Below are 16,236 nucleotides of genomic sequence, written 5' to 3'. Positions count from 1 at the left end.
TCGGGCGGCGCGGCACCCCGGACTGTCGTAGATACTGTGCGAAGGTTTACGGTTCGTCTGCCCGCCCAGCGCAGCCCTCAGGCGGGCACCGGACCAGAAGCGACAGCGCAGTGTGCAGCAAGGCCGGGAGGGGCTACCGCCACACGACGCTTTTGGGGGGACCCATGGACCCGATCAACCGGGGACCCGAGGAGTACGGCCACGACGACGCCGGCGCCTCCCGCTCGGCCGAGGCCGAGACCGGGCAGGGCCACGCGCCGCGCCCCCGCTCCTCCAGGGACCCCCTGGCACCCGACTTCGCCCCGCACGCGCCGGCGCTCGCCCGCACCGTGCGGCTGCACACCGGTGACCACCTCCTCACCGTCAACCCCGTCGACGGCAGCGAGATAGAGCTGTGCCCGCCCACCGAGCGGCCCGAACCGCCCACGAAGCGCACCCCCGAGGAGCGCGCCGAGGCCGACCGCTCGGCCCGTCCTCCCGCACCGGCCGGCACCCACCGCATACCCGCGCAGCCCCTGCTGGGCCGCCAGGACGAGCGCGAGGAACTCGTCCGGCTGCTCGCCCGCGGCCGCACCGTCCGTCTGACGGGCCCCTCCGGCTCCGGCCGCACCAGCCTCCTGGACCTCGTCGCCGAGGACTGCGAGGACCTCGCGCCCGACGGCGTCGTCCGCCTCACCGGCTACCGCCGCACCGCCGACGATCTGCTGCACGACCTCTTCCACACCGTCTACGACGCCCCCCGCCTGCGCCCCGAGGACGACGAGCTGCTCGACCACGTGCGCGAGATCGGCGCGGTCGTCGTCGTGGACGACCTGGAGATCGGCGGCGCCGCCCTCGACGAACTGCTCGACGCGACGCCCGAGTGCGCCTTCCTGCTCGGCGCGACCCCCGACGTCCCCGCGCCCACCGCCGGCTCCGCCGTCGAGGAGGTCGTCCTCCGCGGCCTCGACCGCGCCGGCGGCGTCGAGGTGATCGAGAACGCCGTCGCCCGCGTCCTCACCGAGGAGGAGGCCAACTGGGCCGGCGACCTCTGGTTCGAGTCCGAGGGCCTGCCGCTCAGGTTCGTCCAGGCCGGCGCCCTGCTGCGCCAGCGCGACCAGCTGCGGGCCAGCGCCGACGCCGTCGACGAGTTCGGCGTCTTCGAGGACGCCCGGCCGTTCACCGCGCCCCTCGACGCCGGCGCCGGCGAGGCGGAGGAGATACCCCTGCCCTCCCTCGGCGAGGCCGCCGCGCCCGCCCCGCTCCTCGCCGCCCGCCTCAGCGCCTCCGCCCGCACCGCCCTGCGCTTCGCCGTCGCCCTCGGCGGCGAGGTCCCGCACCAGGCCCATCTGCCGGCCCTCGTCGGCGACACCCACGCCGACGCCGCCCTCGGCGAACTCGCCGCCTGCGGCCTCGTCTCCCCGGTCGGCTCCCGCTACCGGCTCGCCGCCGGCGTGCAGGCCCAGCTGGAGGCCGCCGGCTACGCCGACGACGTCGACGGCCGCGCCCACAGCGCCGCCCAGCACTACGCCTGGTGGGCCGCGCACCCCTCGGTCACCCCGGAGCGGGTGTGCGCCGAGGCCGACGCGATCCTCACCGCGCTCGCCCTGATCGTGCCCGCCACCACCCGGCCCGCCGAGGACGAGGAGGAGGCCACCGCCGTCCGGCTGGCCCGCGCCGCAGCCCCCGCGTTCGCCGCCGGACTCAGCTGGAGCGCCTGGGAGCAGACCCTGCACGAGGGCGCCGAGGCCGCCCGCCTCGCCGCCGCCTCCGCCGACCGCGCCTACTTCCACCACGAGCTGGGCGTCCTCGCGCTCTGCGCCGGACAGCTCGACCGGGCCCGCTCCGAGCTGGAGGCCTCCCTCGCCCTGCGCGGCGCCCTCGCCGACAAGCGGGGCACCGTCGCCGGCCGCCGCGCCCTCGCCCTGGTCGCCGACCGCTCGGGCGACGTGCCCGGCCTCGCCGCGCTGACCGCCGCCGAGGAGCTGACCGAGACCCGCCGCGAGGAGCCCGTCCCGCCGCCGCGCGGCATCACCGCGGCGCTGCCCACCCCGGCGCCCGCCACCCCGGCCTTCGGCGCCACCGCCCCGCCCCTGGGCGCGGGCGTCCCGGCCGCCGCCCCGGCCCACCGCGCCCGCGGCGGCATCCGGGCGCTGGCCAAGCGCAACCTGGTCGCGGCCGGCGCGGGCGCCGTGCTCGTGGCGGTGCTCGGCACGGTGGTGACGCTCGGCGCGACCTCCCAGAACGACGCGAACACCCCCGCCGACCGCGGCGGCGTCCGCCCGTCCGCCAGCACCGGCGTGGACGACGGCAGCATGGACGCGGAGACGCCCGGCGACGACACCGGCTCCGGGGACACCGGCGTGGCGACGTCCCGGCCGACGGACCCCGGCCCGGACGGGACGATGGGCACGTCGGACGATCCCACGCCGACGGGTTCGGCGCCGGCGGAGCCCTCCGGGGGGCCGAGCAGCACACAGGGGACCGGGACCGGGGGACCGTCCCCGTCGCCTTCCGGGACGACGTCGACGAGCACGACGCCCAAGCCGTCGTCGTCCGCCTCGACGTCGCCGCGGCCCTCGAACTCGAACACCTCGACGACATCGCCCTCGCCGACGGGGACCACGTCGAATCCGTCCGGCTCCCCGAGCTCCAGCAGCTCCTCCACAGCCGGCAACAACGTGTCGTCCAGCCCGGTGAGCCCGAGCGGCGGCGCGCAGAGCTTCTCCGGCTCCCCGAGCGCCTCCGGCTCCTCCGTCTCCCCGGACCCGATCATCTGAGCCCCGGCAGTTCCCCGCCCGTCACACGGCGAGGGGCCGGGTCCGTCACCGGACCCGGCCCCTCGCCGTCGTCGTGCCGGCGTTCAGAACAGCCGCAGCTTGTCGTCCTCGATGCCGCGCAGCGCGTCGTAGTCCAGGACCGCGCAGCCGATGCCCCGGTCCGTGGCCAGCACGCGGGCCTGCGGCTTGATCTCCTGGGCCGCGAAGACGCCCCGCACCGGGGCCAGATGGGGATCGCGGTTCAACAGCTCCAGATAGCGGGTGAGTTGCTCCACCCCGTCGATCTCGCCGCGCCGCTTGATCTCCACCGCGACGGTCTGCCCCTCGGCGTCCCGGCAGAGGATGTCGACCGGCCCGATGGCGGTCATGTACTCGCGGCGGATGAGGCTGTAGCCCTCGCCGAGCGTCTCGATGCGGTCGGCGAGCAGTTCCTGGAGGTGCGCTTCCACGCCGTCCTTGATCAGACCGGGGTCGACGCCGAGCTCGTGCGAGGAGTCGTGGAGGACTTCCTCCATCGTGATGATCAGTTTCTCGCCCGCTTTGTTGACGACGGTCCACACGCCCTCGTCGTCGCCCGTGCCCTCCTTCAGCGTGCAGGGCGGGGACATCCAGTTCAGGGGCTTGTAGGCACGGTCGTCCGCGTGGATCGAGACGCTGCCGTCCGCCTTCACCAGGATGAGACGGGGGGCGGAGGGGAGGTGGGCGGTGAGCCGGCCCGCGTAGTCCACGGAGCACCGGGCGATGACGAGACGCATGGTGGGCAACGCTACTCGACGTCCCGCGCGCCACGCGATTCGCCCGAGCATCTCCCCGTACCGCCCCGCGGAGGAGGCCCGAGGGCTGCACCTTTTGATCAGGAAAACGTGAGTTCGACAGTGGCCGATTGTGTGCCCACCAGGAATTCCCTATGTGCCCGTTCTCCTGGTGCGGTCACCGTCCGTTGCCTACCGTAGGAACGGGAGGTCGCGATGCGTGTACTCAGCGTGCTCGGTGTCCGCGCACGGCGAACTCCCTTTCCCTGTCCGGCAACCCCTGCGCCTCGGGGGTGCGAGAGGAGAACCCATGTCGCTCGACGTCTCACCGGCCCTACTCGAACAGGCCGAGCGAGGCGAGGTCGACGAAGCAGAATTCGTCGACTGCGTCCGGACCTCCCTGCCCTACGCATGGGAGATGGTCAGCTCCCTGGTGGCCCAGCTGAAGGTGGACGGCGGAGCCTTCGCCGACAACCAGACGCCCCCGCCGGACGAGCAGGCACGCGGGCAGCTGTTGCGAGCGCTGGCGAGTGACGCCATTCGCGGCGCGCTCCAGCGGCATTTCGGCGTGCGGCTGGCCTTCCAGAACTGCCACCGGGTGGCGGTCTTCCCGTTGGACACCTCGGTCGACGAGAAGCTGGCCCGTTTCACCTCGGTCCGCAGTCAGGTGCTGAACCAGTCCCCGGAGTTCCGGGACTGCTGAGGCCATGTGAGCCTGTCGCTTGCCGCTCCTCAGGCGCACGGCGCGCACGAGGCGCCGATCGGTACCGGAGCGGCAAGCTCCTCGGCGGCGGGGCCGTTCACCGGAGGTGGGGGAGGACCTCCGAGCCCAGCCGCCGCAGGTTCTCCTCGGTGGCAGCGAGATCGCCCGAACCCTCGACGAGGAGGGCGAAGCGCGAGACGCCGGTCCGCTCGCTGGTCGCGGCGAGACGGTCCACGCACAGCCGGGGAGTGCCCACCGGGTGCAGCCCGCAGAGCAGTTCGGTGTACGCCACCGGGTCCCGCATGCCGCGGGCTCGCCCGTCCACCGTCACATGTGCGTCGAGGCCCTGCCTGAGCCAGCCCGGCATCGCCTTCACCAAGGTCTCCACGGCGTCGGTGCGCCGGTCCGCGATCTGGCAGACGCCCGCCGAGACATGGCCCGCGCCCCGGATCTCCTCCGGGGACCGTCCGGCCGCGCGCGCGTGCCGCCGCCACAGGGCGACCATCTCGGCCTTCTCCTCGTCCCCGACGTGCATCCCGAGCAGCATCGGCAGCCCGCGCTCGGCGGCCAGCCGCACGCTCGCCGGGGAGGTGCAGGCGACGACCACCTCCGGCCCCGCCGCGTCCGTCAGCGCCTCCGACGGGCGTGGTACGACGGGGACTTCGCGGAAACGGAAGCGCTCGCCCTCCGCTCCGACGGACGGTTCGCGCAGCCAGCGAACCAGCAGATCGAGTGATTCCGGGAACCCCTTCTCGTACGCCTCCAGGCCCGACCCGAACACCTCCAGGTCGACCCAGGGCCCGCCGCGCCCCACGCCCAGGGAGAAACGCCCGCCGCTCGTCACATGCAGCAGCGCGGCCTGTTCGCCCAGGGCGACGGGGTGGACGGTGGGCAGCACGCTGACCGCCGTGCCGACGCGGATGCGCCGGGTGCGGCCCAGCAGCAGGGCGGCCAGGGTGATGGCGGACGGGCAGGTGCCGTACGGCACGAAGTGGTGCTCGGCCAGCCAGACCGAGTCCAGGCCCGCCTCCTCGGCGACCTCGGCGGAGCGGACCGCCCGGTGCAGCGCCTCCCCCTGACCCTGGCCCGGGAACTGGGCCGCCAACACGAAACTTCCAACACGCATGGGACTTTCCTGCTTCCTCGGCTCCGACGCGGAGCTCCCCCACCCGGCATAACCGTCTGACACGTGCCGAGGACACGGCCTGGGCGGAGGGATTTGCGGATTGTCTTCAGAATGAGCGGTTCCGGAGGGGGACTTGTGGGGTTTGGCACCCTACGGGTACCCGCGCCCCGGCCGCGTAGGCTGGATGCCAACCCTGCTCCCTGTATAGCCCCGTGAGGTGTCCCGTGTCCCCGCGTCGCAACCGACCCAAGGGTGAGTGCTCGTCCGGCCGGAGCGCCGAGGACGACCGCGCGGACCGTTACGGCGGCTGGCAGTCCACGGTGAGCTGGCAGGACGAGCAGTGGAACGTACGGCACGTGGCCGGCGCGAGCGCGCAGGGCAAGGCCTACCGGTGCCCCGGTTGCGACCAGATGATCCCCGACGGCGTGCCGCACGTCGTCACCTGGCCCGAGCACGCGGGGGTGGACGACCGCCGGCACTGGCACAAGGCGTGCTGGAACGCGCGGGACCGCCGCACCCCGGGGGTGCGGCGGTCCCGTAACGCGCCGAAGTTCTAGCGGCTCGGCCGAAGGCCCGACGCTCGGCCGCCGACGTCGCGGCGGCGTGTGGCGTGGTGGCTCAGACGTCCCGCTTCTCCAGCAGGGCGAAGGCGGCGGCGAAGGCGGCGGCCGTGACGCCGAGCGCGATCCACAGCGGGTCCCAGCCGGACGGGCCGGACTCGGTCAGCGAGGTGGAGTAGAACACGCTGAGCTGGTTGGGGATCGAGTACTCGAACAGGGCCTCGCGCAGGTCGACCAGGGACTCCGAGAACATGAACAGCGCGATCACCAGCGGCGCCAGCACGAGGCCGATCATGAGGGTGATGGCGCCGGCCGAGTGCCGGATGATCGAGCCGACGGCCAGCGAGAGCAGTCCGAGCAGCGCGATGAAGAGGGACACGCCGAGCGTGCCCTTGACCCACTCGCCGCCGGAGGGGTCGCGGGCCTCGGGCAGCAGGGCCACGTCGATCATCGCGACGAAGAGCGACGAGACCAGCGTCACGACGAACGCGACCAGGAAGAACACGACGGCCTTCGCCGCGAGGACGCGCCCGCGCGACGGGCAGGCCACCATCGTGGTCCGGATCATGCCGGTGCCGTACTCGGAGGCGGTGGTCAGCACGCCGAGCGTGATGATGCACATGCAGCCGAGGAGCAGTCCGAAGAAGCCGAAGGACAGCGGGTTCTCGCTCTCCAGGCCGGCGCCCTCGGCGTTCGCGGCGATCAGCGCGGCGGTCGCCAGTCCGATGCCGATGACGAGCAGGACGAACACGCCCAGCGTCCACACGGTGGAGCGCACCGACCGGATCTTGGTCCACTCCGAGGCGAGGGCGTGTCCGAGGTGCGTGCGCACCACGGGGATCGGCGAGGTGTAGCCGGGGTAGGCGGACCCGGGCGCCGCCTGCCAGGCGGGCGCGGCCTGCGGAGACGTGGGCTGCGGCGTGCTCATCGGGCGTCCTCGGTCGTGGTCGGAGCGGTGGCCTGCCCGGCGGCCGGCGCGGGCGCGGCGCCCGCCGGGGCCTTGGCCGGCGTCGGAACGGCCTGCGCGGCGACCGGCTGTGCGGCGGCGGGCTGCGGAGGCGCGGCCGGGGCGGCCGGAGGGGCGGCCGGGGCGGCCGGAGGGGCCGGGGGCTGAGCCACCGGCGCGGGGGCCTGAGCGACGGGCGCGGCAGCCTGAGGAGCCGGAGCCGGAGCCGGAGCCGGAGCCGGGGCTGCGGCCGGTGCGGCAGTCTGCGGGGCCGCCGGGGGCTGCGCCGGGTGGCCCGGTGCGGGGGCGGCGGGCGGCTGGGCGTACGGGTTGGGGCCGCCGACGGGGGCGGGCGCGCCGTAGGGGCCCTGGGCGGGCTGGGGCGGGGCGTAACCCTGCTGCGGGGGCGGCGGGGCGTACCAGCCGGGCTGGCCCTGGCCGGGCACCGGCATCGGCGGCTGGACGCCGGGCGGCAGCGGCTGCTGGAGGCCCGCCTTCTGATCGATGGTCGACCGGTAGTCGACGGCCCCCTGCGTCATCCGCATGTACGCCTCTTCCAGCGAGGCCTGGTGCGGCGACAGCTCCCACAGCCGGACGTCGGCCTCGTGGGCGATGTCGCTGATCCGCGGGAGCGCCAGCCCGGTGACCCGGAGCGCGCCGTCCTGCTCGGGCAGCACATGGCCGCCCGACTCGGTGAGCGCGGCGGCCAGCTTCTCGCGCAGCTGCGGCTCCGTCTGCGGGGTGCGCACGCGCGCGAAGTCGGCCGAGTTGGCCGAGATGAAGTCCCGCACGCTCATGTCGGCGAGCAGCTGCCCGCGCCCGATGACGATCAGGTGATCGGCGGTCAGCGCCATCTCACTCATCAGGTGGGAGGAGACGAACACCGTCCGCCCCTCCGCCGCGAGGGACTTCATCAGGTTGCGCACCCAGAGGATGCCCTCGGGGTCGAGGCCGTTGACCGGCTCGTCGAACAGCAGCACCTGGGGGTCGCCGAGCAGCGCGGCGGCGATGCCGAGCCGCTGCCCCATGCCCAGCGAGAACCCCTTGGACCGCTTCTTCGCCACGTCCTGGAGGCCGACCACGCCCAGCACCTCGTCCACGCGCCGGGCCGGGATGCCCGAGAGCTGGGCCAGGCTCAGCAGGTGGTTGCGGGCGTGCCGCCCGCCGTGCACGGCCTTGGCGTCCAGCAGCGCGCCGACCTGGCGGGCGGCGTTCGGCAGCCTCCGGTACGGATAGCCGCCGATCGTCACCGTCCCGGACGTCGGGTTGTCCAGGCCGAGGATCATCCGCATGGTCGTGGACTTGCCCGAGCCGTTCGGCCCGAGGAAGCCCGTGACGGCACCCGGTCGTACCTGGAAGGAAAGGTTGTACACAGCGGTCTTGTCGCCGTAGCGCTTGGTCAGGCCGACTGCTTCGATCATGCTCCGCACCCATCGACAGGTTCAGGACAGCGGGGCGCACGCCCCCCGTAAGGGTTAGGAGCTTATCGAGGCGCTGACGGTTCCGCTCAAATCAAAGTAAAGACCAAAGCTTCACGCATCGCGTTGCCGGAGGGTGAGGTACCCGCCTGCGAGGGCTGCCAGCACCCACAGCGCCATGATCCCCAGCCCGCCCCAGGGCCCGTAGGGAGCGTCGTCGCCGACCGGGGTGACCACCTGCATGATCTTGCTGCCGGCCTGGTCGGGCAGATACTGGCCGATCTTCTTCGTCGCGTCGACGTTCCCCAGGATGTTGGAGATCAGGAAGAAGAACGGCATCAGGATGCCCAGCGACAGCATCGGCGAGCGCAGGATCGCGGCGATGCCCATGGAGAACATCGCGATCAGCGTCATGTAGAGGCCGCCGCCGATCACCGCCCGCAGCACCCCGGTGTCGCCGATCGACGCCTTGTGCTCGCCGAGCATCGCCTGCCCGAGGAAGAAGGCGACGAAGCTGGTGACCAGCCCGACGACGAGCGCGAGCCCGGCCGCCACCGCGATCTTGCTGAACAGGAAGGCGCCGCGCTGCGGCACCGCGGCCAGCGAGACGCGGATCATGCCGGTGCTGTACTCGTTGGACACCACCAGCACCCCGAACACGATCATCGCCAGCTGGCCGAGACTCATCCCGGCAAAGCTGATGAACGTCGGGTCGAAGGAGAGCCGGTCGTCGGCGTTCATGTTGTCGAACTGGCTCTTCGTCAACGCCGCGATCAGCATGCCGAGGGCGATCGTCACGACCGCGGCGAGGGCGAGCGTCCACACCGTGGACGCGACGGAGCGGATCTTCGTCCACTCGGACCGGATGACCTGGGTCGCCGCCATGTCAGCCCTTCTTCCAGCCGTCGCCCCACTGCTGCTGCTGCTGCTGCTGTTGCTGCGGCGGCTGTGCGGGCGGCGAGTCGGTGTGCGCGTGGTACTCCACCGACTCCGCGGTCAGTTGCATGAACGCCTCCTCCAGCGAGGCCCGCTGCGGACTCAGCTCGTGCAGCACCAGCTGATGCCGCGCGGCGAGTTCCCCGATGGCCTCGGACTTGTCCCCGTCCACCTCCAGATGACCGTTGCCGGCCTCCACGACGGTGATCCCGGCCCCGTGCAGCACGTCGAGCATCCGTTCCCGCTGCGGGGTGCGGATACGGACGTACGACCGCGAGTTGCGCGCGATGAAGTCGGCCATCGAGGTGTCGGCGAGCAGCCGGCCCTGGCCGATGACGACGAGGTGATCGGCGGTCAGCGCCATCTCGCTCATCAGGTGCGAGGAGACGAACACCGTCCGGCCCTGCCCCGCCAGCGACTTCATCAGATTGCGGATCCAGTGGATGCCCTCGGGGTCGAGCCCGTTGACCGGCTCGTCGAACATCAGGATCCGCGGATCGCCGAGGAGCGCGCCCGCGATGCCGAGCCGCTGCCCCATGCCCAGCGAGAACCCCTTCGCCTTCTTCCTCGCCACGGTGGTCAGGCCCACGGTGTCGAGCACCTCGTGCACCCGCTCGCCGGGGATGCCGTTGCTCTGCGCCAGACACAGCAGATGGTTGAAGGCGCTGCGCCCGCCGTGCACGGCCTTGGCGTCCAGCAGGGCGCCGATGTACTTCAGCGGATCCTTGAGCTGGTCGTAGTGCTGCCCGTCGATGCGGACGTCCCCCGCGGTCGGCCGGTCGAGCCCGAGCATCATCCGCATGGTGGTGGACTTGCCGGCGCCGTTGGGACCGAGGAACCCCGTCACGATGCCCGGTCTCACACTGAAGGTGAGGTTGTCGACCGCGACCTTGTCGCCGTACCGCTTGGTCAGCCCTTCGAGCTCGATCATGCGGGCCACGCTATGACCGGTGCGGGGCCTGTGCCAACCCGCCGGACGAACGACGGCCGACGCCCACGACAACAACACATGCGGAAGGGCGGTGGGGCCCACGGCCCACCGCCCCTCTGCCTGGCTCTGCTCGCCTCTGCTCGCCGGTGACTACCGGGACTGCTGGGCCGGAACGCCCCGGGAGATCGGCTCGTCCTCGGTCGGGGAACCGGCCGCGGCCACCGCGGCGCCGGTCAGCGTCGCCAGCATCTCGCGGACGTTCGTCAGCTGGGCGTTGATCGAGTCGCGGCGGTTGGTGAGAGCCGCGAGCTCACGCTCCGATTCCGAACGGATGCGGTCGGCCTTGGCGTTGGCGTCGGCCACGATGTCCTCGGCCTGACGCTGCGCCGTCTCGACGGTCTGACGGGCGCGGCGCTCGGCGTCCGTGCGCAGCTTCTCCGCCTCCAGCCGCAGCTGCTCCGCGCGGTGCTCGATCTCCGCGAGGCGCTTCTCGGCCTTCTGCTGACGGGACGCCAGGTCGCGCTCCGACTGCTCGCGACGCTTGGCGAGGTTCGTCTCGAAGTCGGCGGCGGCCTGCGCGGCCTTCGCACGGGTCTCCTCGAAGAGCGCGTCGGCCTCCTCACGCTTGGACTGCGCGTCCTTCTGGGCCTCCTGACGCAGCTGCGACGCGTCGCTCTTGGCCTTCTCGACGATCCGGACGCCCTCGTCCTCCGCCTTGGCCTTGCGGTCCGCGGCGAACGATTCCGCGTCGTTGCGCACCTGCTGGGCCGCCGACTCGGCGAGCTCACGGTGCTGCTCGGACGCGCGACGGGCCTCTTCGCGCAGATCCTTGGCCTCCTCCTCGGCGAGGCGGAGGATCTTCTCGACACGCGCGCCGAGACCGGCGTACGACGGCTCCGCGTCGCTTACCTGGGCCTGGGCGTTCTGCGTCTCGAGGTGGAGCTCCTCGATGCGCTTTTCCAGAGCGGTGATGCGGGTGAGAGCGCTGTCACGGTCGGAGACGAGCTTGGAGATCCGTTCGTCCACCTGAGCGCGGTCGTATCCACGCCGCACAAGCTCGAAGCCGTAGGGGGAAGTGTCGCTCATGGGGTTCCTGTCGAATGAGACCGGTGAGGTGATAGGTGGAATCCTAGGGGCCGAAGCGCTGTGTCATCGAGCGGATACGTGTTTGATCTGGAGATTGACACCCCTTTTGGGTGGCTCCCCACCGGACGGCTTGCCAAAAACTTGGTCAAAGGCCCCAGACCTCAATGGAATTCCCGCGCGCCGCTGAAGGGCCTGCCGTTCGGATCATGCCGCGGACGCGGGGTCCGGCACGCGCATCTGCCGCGTTGTCGTCGGTTGCCGACTCCCCCACTCTCGACTTCGCTCGAGCGGGAGGGGCCCCCATCGCGTCGACGCCCTCCTCCGCCTTGCATCTGCACGCACCGGACCCCGCTCGCCCAAGTCGAGAAGGCAGCTCCCGATTCCCCGCGACCTGACCCGAACGACAGGCCCTAGCCGTCCGAAGGCTTGCCGCCCGATCGGGGCGATCCGATGGTCGCGCCCGCCTTGACGCCGCCGTCCTTGTTGGAGGACGGCGCCTCGAACGACTCCAGCGCCTCCAGCACGTCCTGCACCCGTGAGATCTCGGCGTTGATGTCCTCCCGACGCCGGACCAGCACCTCCAGTTCGCGCTTTCCCTCCTCGACGGTGCGCCGCGCCTCGCGGATCGCCTCCGCCTTCAGCTCCTCGGCCTCCCGCACCAGCGTGGACTTCTTCTGCTCGGCCTCCTTGAGCAGCCCCTCCGCCTTCTTCACGGCGGCGATACGGACCTTGCCCGCCTCCGAATTCGCCTCCGACACCAGCTCCTTGGCCTTCGCCTGCGCCTTCGCGAGCTGCTCCTCGGACGCCTTGATCAGCGCGTCGCAGCGGTCGCCGGTCGACTTCATCGTCTCCGCGGCCTCCCGGCGCGCCCGCTCGTGCAGCTCCTCGATCTCGGACGTGATCCGGTCACGCAGCTCCTGCGCCCGCTCCCTTATGGCGGCCGCGTCCCGGCGGGCCCCCACGAGCAGCTCGTCCGCGTCCGTACGGGCCTTCTCCACCCGGCCGTTGCCCGCGCGGGTCGCCTCCGAGACCAGCCGGTCGGCCTCCTTGCGGGCCGCGCCGACCATCGTGTCGGCCTGCGCCTCCGCCTCCGCGGTGGTCTTCAGCGCCTGCTGCTGCGCCTCGGTGAGCAGCTTGTCCGCCTCGGCGGCGGTCTCCGTGATGAGCGTGTCGACCTGCTCGGCCGCCTCCGAACGCCGCTTGTTGGCGTCCTGGCGTGCCTCGTCCAGCGTCCGGTCCGCCTCGTCGCGGGCCACGCTCATCAGACGGTCGGCCTCCGCCGCCGCCTCCGCCTTGACCCGCTCGGCCTCGACGCGGATCCGCTCGGCGTGCTGCCGCGCGGAACCCACCGTCTCGGCGGCCTCGGCGCGCAGCCGCTCCGCGTCGCCGGCGGCGTCCCCGATCAGCTTCTCCGCCTTGGCGACCGACTCGGCCCGCACCCGCTCGGCCTCCGCGGCCGTCTCGGACTGGAGCCGCTCCGCCTCGGCGAGGGTCTCCGTCTGAAGGCGCTCCGCCTCCGAACGCGCCTCGGTGATCAGCGTGTCGGCCTGCGTCGCCGCGTCCGACCGGATGCGGTTGGCGTCGTCGCGGGCGTCCGCCCGGGTGCGCGACGCGTCCTGGTCGGCCTGCGCGATCGCGTCCGAGGCCTCCGTGCGCACCCGCTGGGCGTGCGCGGACGCCTCCGAACGCAGCCGCTCGGCCTCGGCGATCGCCTCGCCCATCGTCCGCTCGGCCAGCGCCTGCGCGGCCTCCGCCTCCTCGCGCGCCTCGCGCCGCAGGCGGCCCGCGTCCTCGGAGGCACGCTCCCGCTCGGCGTAGGCGTCGGCGCGGACCCGGTCCGCCTCCTCCTCGGCCTCCCGCCGGGTACGGTCCGCCGCGTGCTCGGCGGCGCTGCGCAGCCCGGTGATCTCCTCCTGGGCCTGCTCGTGCAGCCCGGACACGGAGTCCCGCACCTGCTGCGCGTGCTGCTCGGCCGCCGACACCATCTCGCTCGCGCGCCGGTCGGCCTCCTCGACCAGCCGGACGGCCTCGGTCTGCGCGTCCTCCACCCGGCGGCGCGCCGACGCCAGCAGCTCCTCGCTCTGGTCGCGGGCCCGCTCACGCTCCTGGTCGGCCTCCTGACGGGCCCCGCCGAGGTAGTCCTCGGCCTCCCGGCGACGCCGGGCGGCCTCCTCCTGGGCGGCGGCCAGCGTCTCCGACGCCTCCGCGGACAGCCGCTCCGCGGCGGCCTGCGCCTCCGCGCGCACCCGGTCGGCGGTGTCCTGCGCCTCGGTCTTCAGCCGCTCCGCCTCCGCCGCGGCCTCCGACCGCAGCCGTACGGCGACGGCCTCGCCCTCGGCCCGGGACGCGGACGCGTCGGACGCGGCCTCGGTGCGCAGCCGCTCGGCCTCCGTCTCCGCCTGCTGCTGGAGCGTACGGATCCGCTCCGCGGCCTCGCCGCGCAGCCGCTCCGTCTCCTCGCCGGCCTCGCGGCGGATCCGCGCGGCCTCCTCGCGGGCGTCGGTGAGCGCCTGCTCGGCGGTGGCGAGCCGCTGCTCGGCCTCCGAGTGCAGCCGGGCCAGCTCCTCGGCGGCGTCCGCCTGCCGGGCCTCGACCGCACGCTCGGCCTCCTCGCGCAGCTCGCGCGCGGCCTCCTCGGCGTTGGAGGTGATCGTCTCCGCCAGGTCGACCGCCTCGTCGCGCTGACGCTCGGCCTCCTTGCGGGTGCGCTCCAGGGTCTCCTCGGCCTGCCGGCGCAGCGTCGTCGCCCGCTCGATGGCCTCCGTGCGGACCTTCTCGCTGTCCGCGGTGGCCTTCTGGCGCAGCTCGTCCGCGTCGGCCTTCGCCTTGGAGAGCAGCTCCTCGGCGGTCCTGGCCGCCTCCTCGATCTGCTGGACGGCCTCCCTGCGGGCCTCCGCGCGGATCTTCTCGCCCTCGGCGACCGCGTCGGCGCGCAGCTGCTCGGCCTCGCCGCGCAGCCGGCGCGCCTCCTCCTGGAGCTCGACCGTCTTGGCGCGGTACTCCTTGGTGTCGTCCTTCGCGGAGCCCTTCAGCTCCTCGGCGATGTCGTGCGCCTCGGCACGCAGCCGGTCCGACTCCGCCTCCGCCTCCCGGCGGATGCGCTCGGCCTCCTCCGCGGCGGCCTTCGTGGTGCGCCGGGCGTCCTCCTGCGCCTTGTTGAGGACGTCCTCGGCGGTCTTGGCCGCCTTCGACAGCTGGGTCGCGCTCTCCTCGGCGGTGAGCGTACGGGCCTTCTCGGAGGCCTCGGCGACGATCTTCTCGGCCTCGGCGCGGGCGTCCGCGACGAGCTGCTCGGCGTCCGCCTTGGTGGTCTCGGCCTCCTTGGTGGCCTCGCTGACCAGCCGGGCGACCTGCTCCTTCGCCGTACGGGTGCGCTGTTCGTTGGTCGACTCGGCGCTGCTGAGCGCCTTCTCGGCGGCCGTCTTCGCCTCGGCGACGAGCTTCTCGGCCTCCGAGCGCGCCTCCCGCAGCGCGGTCTCCGCCTCGGCCATGCGCTGCTCGGCGGCACGGCTCAGCTCACCCGCCTGGCGGCGGGCCGTGTCCGACTCGTTCGCCGTGGAGCTGCGCAGCGCCTCGGCGTGGTCGCTGGCCTCCTGGGCCTGGGTGGAGGCCGCGTTCAGCAGCCGCTCGGCGTCCGCACGGGCGCGCAGCAGCAGCTGCTCGGCCTCCGCGCGGGCCGACTCGGCCTCGCTCTGGAGCCGCTGGCGGGCCTGCGCGGCCACCCGCTCGGCCTCGGTGCGCGCGGCCGTCAGGGCCTGCTCGGCCTCGGCGCGCGACTCCTCCAGCAGCCGGCGCGCCTGCGACTCGGTGCGGGCGCGCAACTGCTCGGCCCAGGCCACGTTGTCGTTGACGTGCGACTCGACGGTCTGCCGGCGCTCCGACAGCTCCTGGTCGAGCTGCTGACGCCGGGCCACGGCCTCCGCGTGCAGCTCCGCCTGGAGCCGGGCCGCCTGCTCGGCGTGCTCCTGGAGGATGCGCTGGGTCTGCGACCGCGCCTGGCTCAGCTCCCGCTCCGCGTCGGAGCGGATCTGGTCCGCCTGCATCTGCGCGTTGCGCAGCAACTGCTCGGCCTGATAGCCGATGTCACCGCCGTCGAAGGCGGGCCGGGACATGGCGGTACGCCGCGCCTCGTGCAACTTGGCGCGCAGCACCTCGACCTGGTAGCCGAGGTCCTCGGCATGCTGGATCGCCTTTTCCCGCTCGGTCTTCAGCCGCTTCATCTCGGCTTCGAACCGAGTGAGGTGGTCGACGTCAGCCGCCGGCTCCCGCTCCTGGCTCTCGTAGCCCCGCACTGCGCGGTCCCATCCGTCCCATGGTCGCAAGCTTTTCCAACGAGCTCCGTCCATCCGCCGAACGGGGCCCCCGGGGAATGGTGTCAGATCAACGGCGGAGCACGGGCTGCTGCCCCGACGCTCGTCCCCCGAAACCCGGACCCCGGATGGTCCTGCCGCCGAGACGGCAGGACGCCGGTCGCCCGTCAAGAGCGGCGACCGACCCCAACCCTACCGGCCCCTATGTACGAGGGTCAGTGCTCAGGTGACTCAACAGGGGCCGATGTGACCAGTTCTGTCAGTACACCGTGGCAATCCTTGGGGTGCAGGAAGGTGATTCGTGACCCCATGGAGCCACGTCGAGGCTCTTCGTACAGAACGCGTACGCCCTTGTCGCGGATGTCCGCCGCGTCACCGTCCACATCCGCCGTACCGAAAGCGATGTGGTGCACGCCCTCACCGTTCTTGGCCAGCCACTTCGCGACCGTGGAGTCCTCCCTGGTCGGTTCCAGGAGCTGGAGGTAGGTGGCGCCGCCGTCGGACGTATCGTTGATCTTGAGCATGGCCTCGCGCACGCCCTGCTCCTCGTTGATCTCGGAGTGGAACACCTCGAAGCCGTACGTGGAGCGGTAGAACTCGACGGTGGCGTCGAGGTCGTGGCAGGCGATCCCGATGTGGTCGATTCGCGTCAGCATGCTGTTAGTGGAGCGCTCCGGAAGGGGTTGCGCAACGTGCGGGCGATCACACC

12 protein-coding genes are annotated in these 16,236 nt (G+C 72.8%); 3 read left to right on the top strand and 9 right to left on the bottom strand.

The window, feature by feature from the left end; all coding sequences use genetic code 11:
• Positions 1-164 precede the first annotated feature (164 nt).
• The gene (locus ACFYX4_RS30270; protein WP_389339960.1) at positions 165-2,759 is read left to right on the top strand and encodes an ATP-binding protein; all 2,595 of its coding nucleotides are present in this window, start codon (positions 165-167) and stop codon (positions 2,757-2,759) included.
• An 83-nt stretch (positions 2,760-2,842) separates the two neighbouring features.
• Here ACFYX4_RS30270 and nucS read toward each other — a convergent pair whose 3' ends face one another.
• Positions 2,843-3,514, bottom strand: coding sequence for an endonuclease NucS (gene nucS / locus ACFYX4_RS30265; protein WP_389339958.1), 672 nt, complete (start codon positions 3,512-3,514; stop codon positions 2,843-2,845).
• Between the two features lie 307 nt (positions 3,515-3,821).
• On the opposite strand from nucS, the gene ACFYX4_RS30260 reads away from it, so the two are divergent.
• Positions 3,822-4,214, top strand: a complete 393-nt coding sequence (locus ACFYX4_RS30260; RefSeq protein WP_389339956.1) for an SCO5389 family protein — start codon at positions 3,822-3,824, stop codon at positions 4,212-4,214.
• Between the two features lie 97 nt (positions 4,215-4,311).
• Here ACFYX4_RS30260 and ACFYX4_RS30255 read toward each other — a convergent pair whose 3' ends face one another.
• Positions 4,312-5,340, bottom strand: coding sequence for an LLM class flavin-dependent oxidoreductase (locus ACFYX4_RS30255; RefSeq protein WP_389339954.1), 1,029 nt, complete (start codon positions 5,338-5,340; stop codon positions 4,312-4,314).
• A 224-nt stretch (positions 5,341-5,564) separates the two neighbouring features.
• On the opposite strand from ACFYX4_RS30255, the gene ACFYX4_RS30250 reads away from it, so the two are divergent.
• A complete protein-coding gene (locus ACFYX4_RS30250; protein ID WP_389339952.1) occupies positions 5,565-5,897 on the top strand; it encodes an ATP/GTP-binding protein in 333 nt (110 codons plus the stop codon).
• 61 nt (positions 5,898-5,958) lie between these two features.
• On the opposite strand, the gene ACFYX4_RS30245 is transcribed toward ACFYX4_RS30250, so the two are convergent.
• From ACFYX4_RS30245 to mce, 7 genes are all read right to left on the bottom strand, one after another.
• Positions 5,959-6,828 (bottom strand): ABC transporter permease, encoded by an 870-nt coding sequence (locus tag ACFYX4_RS30245; RefSeq protein WP_389339950.1) that lies wholly within the window; start codon positions 6,826-6,828, stop codon positions 5,959-5,961.
• A complete protein-coding gene (locus ACFYX4_RS30240; RefSeq protein WP_389339948.1) occupies positions 6,825-8,267 on the bottom strand; it encodes an ATP-binding cassette domain-containing protein in 1,443 nt (480 codons plus the stop codon). The genes ACFYX4_RS30245 and ACFYX4_RS30240 overlap by 4 nt, the downstream gene beginning before the upstream one ends.
• A 111-nt stretch (positions 8,268-8,378) precedes the next feature.
• The gene (locus ACFYX4_RS30235) at positions 8,379-9,149 is read right to left on the bottom strand and encodes an ABC transporter permease (RefSeq protein ID WP_389339946.1); all 771 of its coding nucleotides are present in this window, start codon (positions 9,147-9,149) and stop codon (positions 8,379-8,381) included.
• Between the two features lies 1 nt (position 9,150).
• On the bottom strand, positions 9,151-10,131 hold the full coding sequence (locus tag ACFYX4_RS30230; RefSeq protein WP_389339944.1) for an ABC transporter ATP-binding protein: 981 nt from the start codon (positions 10,129-10,131) through the stop codon (positions 9,151-9,153).
• A gap of 150 nt (positions 10,132-10,281) precedes the next feature.
• A complete protein-coding gene (locus ACFYX4_RS30225) occupies positions 10,282-11,217 on the bottom strand; it encodes a cellulose-binding protein (RefSeq protein WP_389339942.1) in 936 nt (311 codons plus the stop codon).
• A 410-nt stretch (positions 11,218-11,627) separates the two neighbouring features.
• Positions 11,628-15,509 (bottom strand): polarized growth protein Scy, encoded by a 3,882-nt coding sequence (scy, locus tag ACFYX4_RS30220; protein ID WP_389339940.1) that lies wholly within the window; start codon positions 15,507-15,509, stop codon positions 11,628-11,630.
• 233 nt (positions 15,510-15,742) lie between these two features.
• Positions 15,743-16,183 (bottom strand): methylmalonyl-CoA epimerase, encoded by a 441-nt coding sequence (mce, locus tag ACFYX4_RS30215; RefSeq protein WP_389339938.1) that lies wholly within the window; start codon positions 16,181-16,183, stop codon positions 15,743-15,745.
• Positions 16,184-16,236: the final 53 nt, after the last annotated feature.

Origin of the sequence: Streptomyces sp. NPDC002328 (assembly GCF_042890065.1) — a bacterium.
Lineage (GTDB): Bacteria > Actinomycetota > Actinomycetes > Streptomycetales > Streptomycetaceae > Streptomyces.
The sequence above is the reverse complement of the archived record's forward strand: the minus strand, read 5'-3'. Positions and strand labels throughout refer to the sequence as shown.

What these genes read in the sequence shown, in the direction of transcription:
- ACFYX4_RS30260 (WP_389339956.1), top strand. Translation starts at nt 3,822, where the DNA reads ATGTCGCTCGACGTCTCACCGGCCCTACTCGAACAGGCCGAGCGAGGC.
- ACFYX4_RS30225 (WP_389339942.1), bottom strand. Translation starts at nt 11,217, where the DNA reads ATGAGCGACACTTCCCCCTACGGCTTCGAGCTTGTGCGGCGTGGATAC.
- ACFYX4_RS30255 (WP_389339954.1), bottom strand. Translation starts at nt 5,340, where the DNA reads ATGCGTGTTGGAAGTTTCGTGTTGGCGGCCCAGTTCCCGGGCCAGGGT.
- ACFYX4_RS30245 (WP_389339950.1), bottom strand. Translation starts at nt 6,828, where the DNA reads ATGAGCACGCCGCAGCCCACGTCTCCGCAGGCCGCGCCCGCCTGGCAG.
- ACFYX4_RS30235 (WP_389339946.1), bottom strand. Translation starts at nt 9,149, where the DNA reads ATGGCGGCGACCCAGGTCATCCGGTCCGAGTGGACGAAGATCCGCTCC.
- nucS (WP_389339958.1), bottom strand. Translation starts at nt 3,514, where the DNA reads ATGCGTCTCGTCATCGCCCGGTGCTCCGTGGACTACGCGGGCCGGCTC.
- mce (WP_389339938.1), bottom strand. Translation starts at nt 16,183, where the DNA reads ATGCTGACGCGAATCGACCACATCGGGATCGCCTGCCACGACCTCGAC.
- ACFYX4_RS30270 (WP_389339960.1), top strand. Translation starts at nt 165, where the DNA reads ATGGACCCGATCAACCGGGGACCCGAGGAGTACGGCCACGACGACGCC.
- ACFYX4_RS30240 (WP_389339948.1), bottom strand. Translation starts at nt 8,267, where the DNA reads ATGATCGAAGCAGTCGGCCTGACCAAGCGCTACGGCGACAAGACCGCT.
- ACFYX4_RS30230 (WP_389339944.1), bottom strand. Translation starts at nt 10,131, where the DNA reads ATGATCGAGCTCGAAGGGCTGACCAAGCGGTACGGCGACAAGGTCGCG.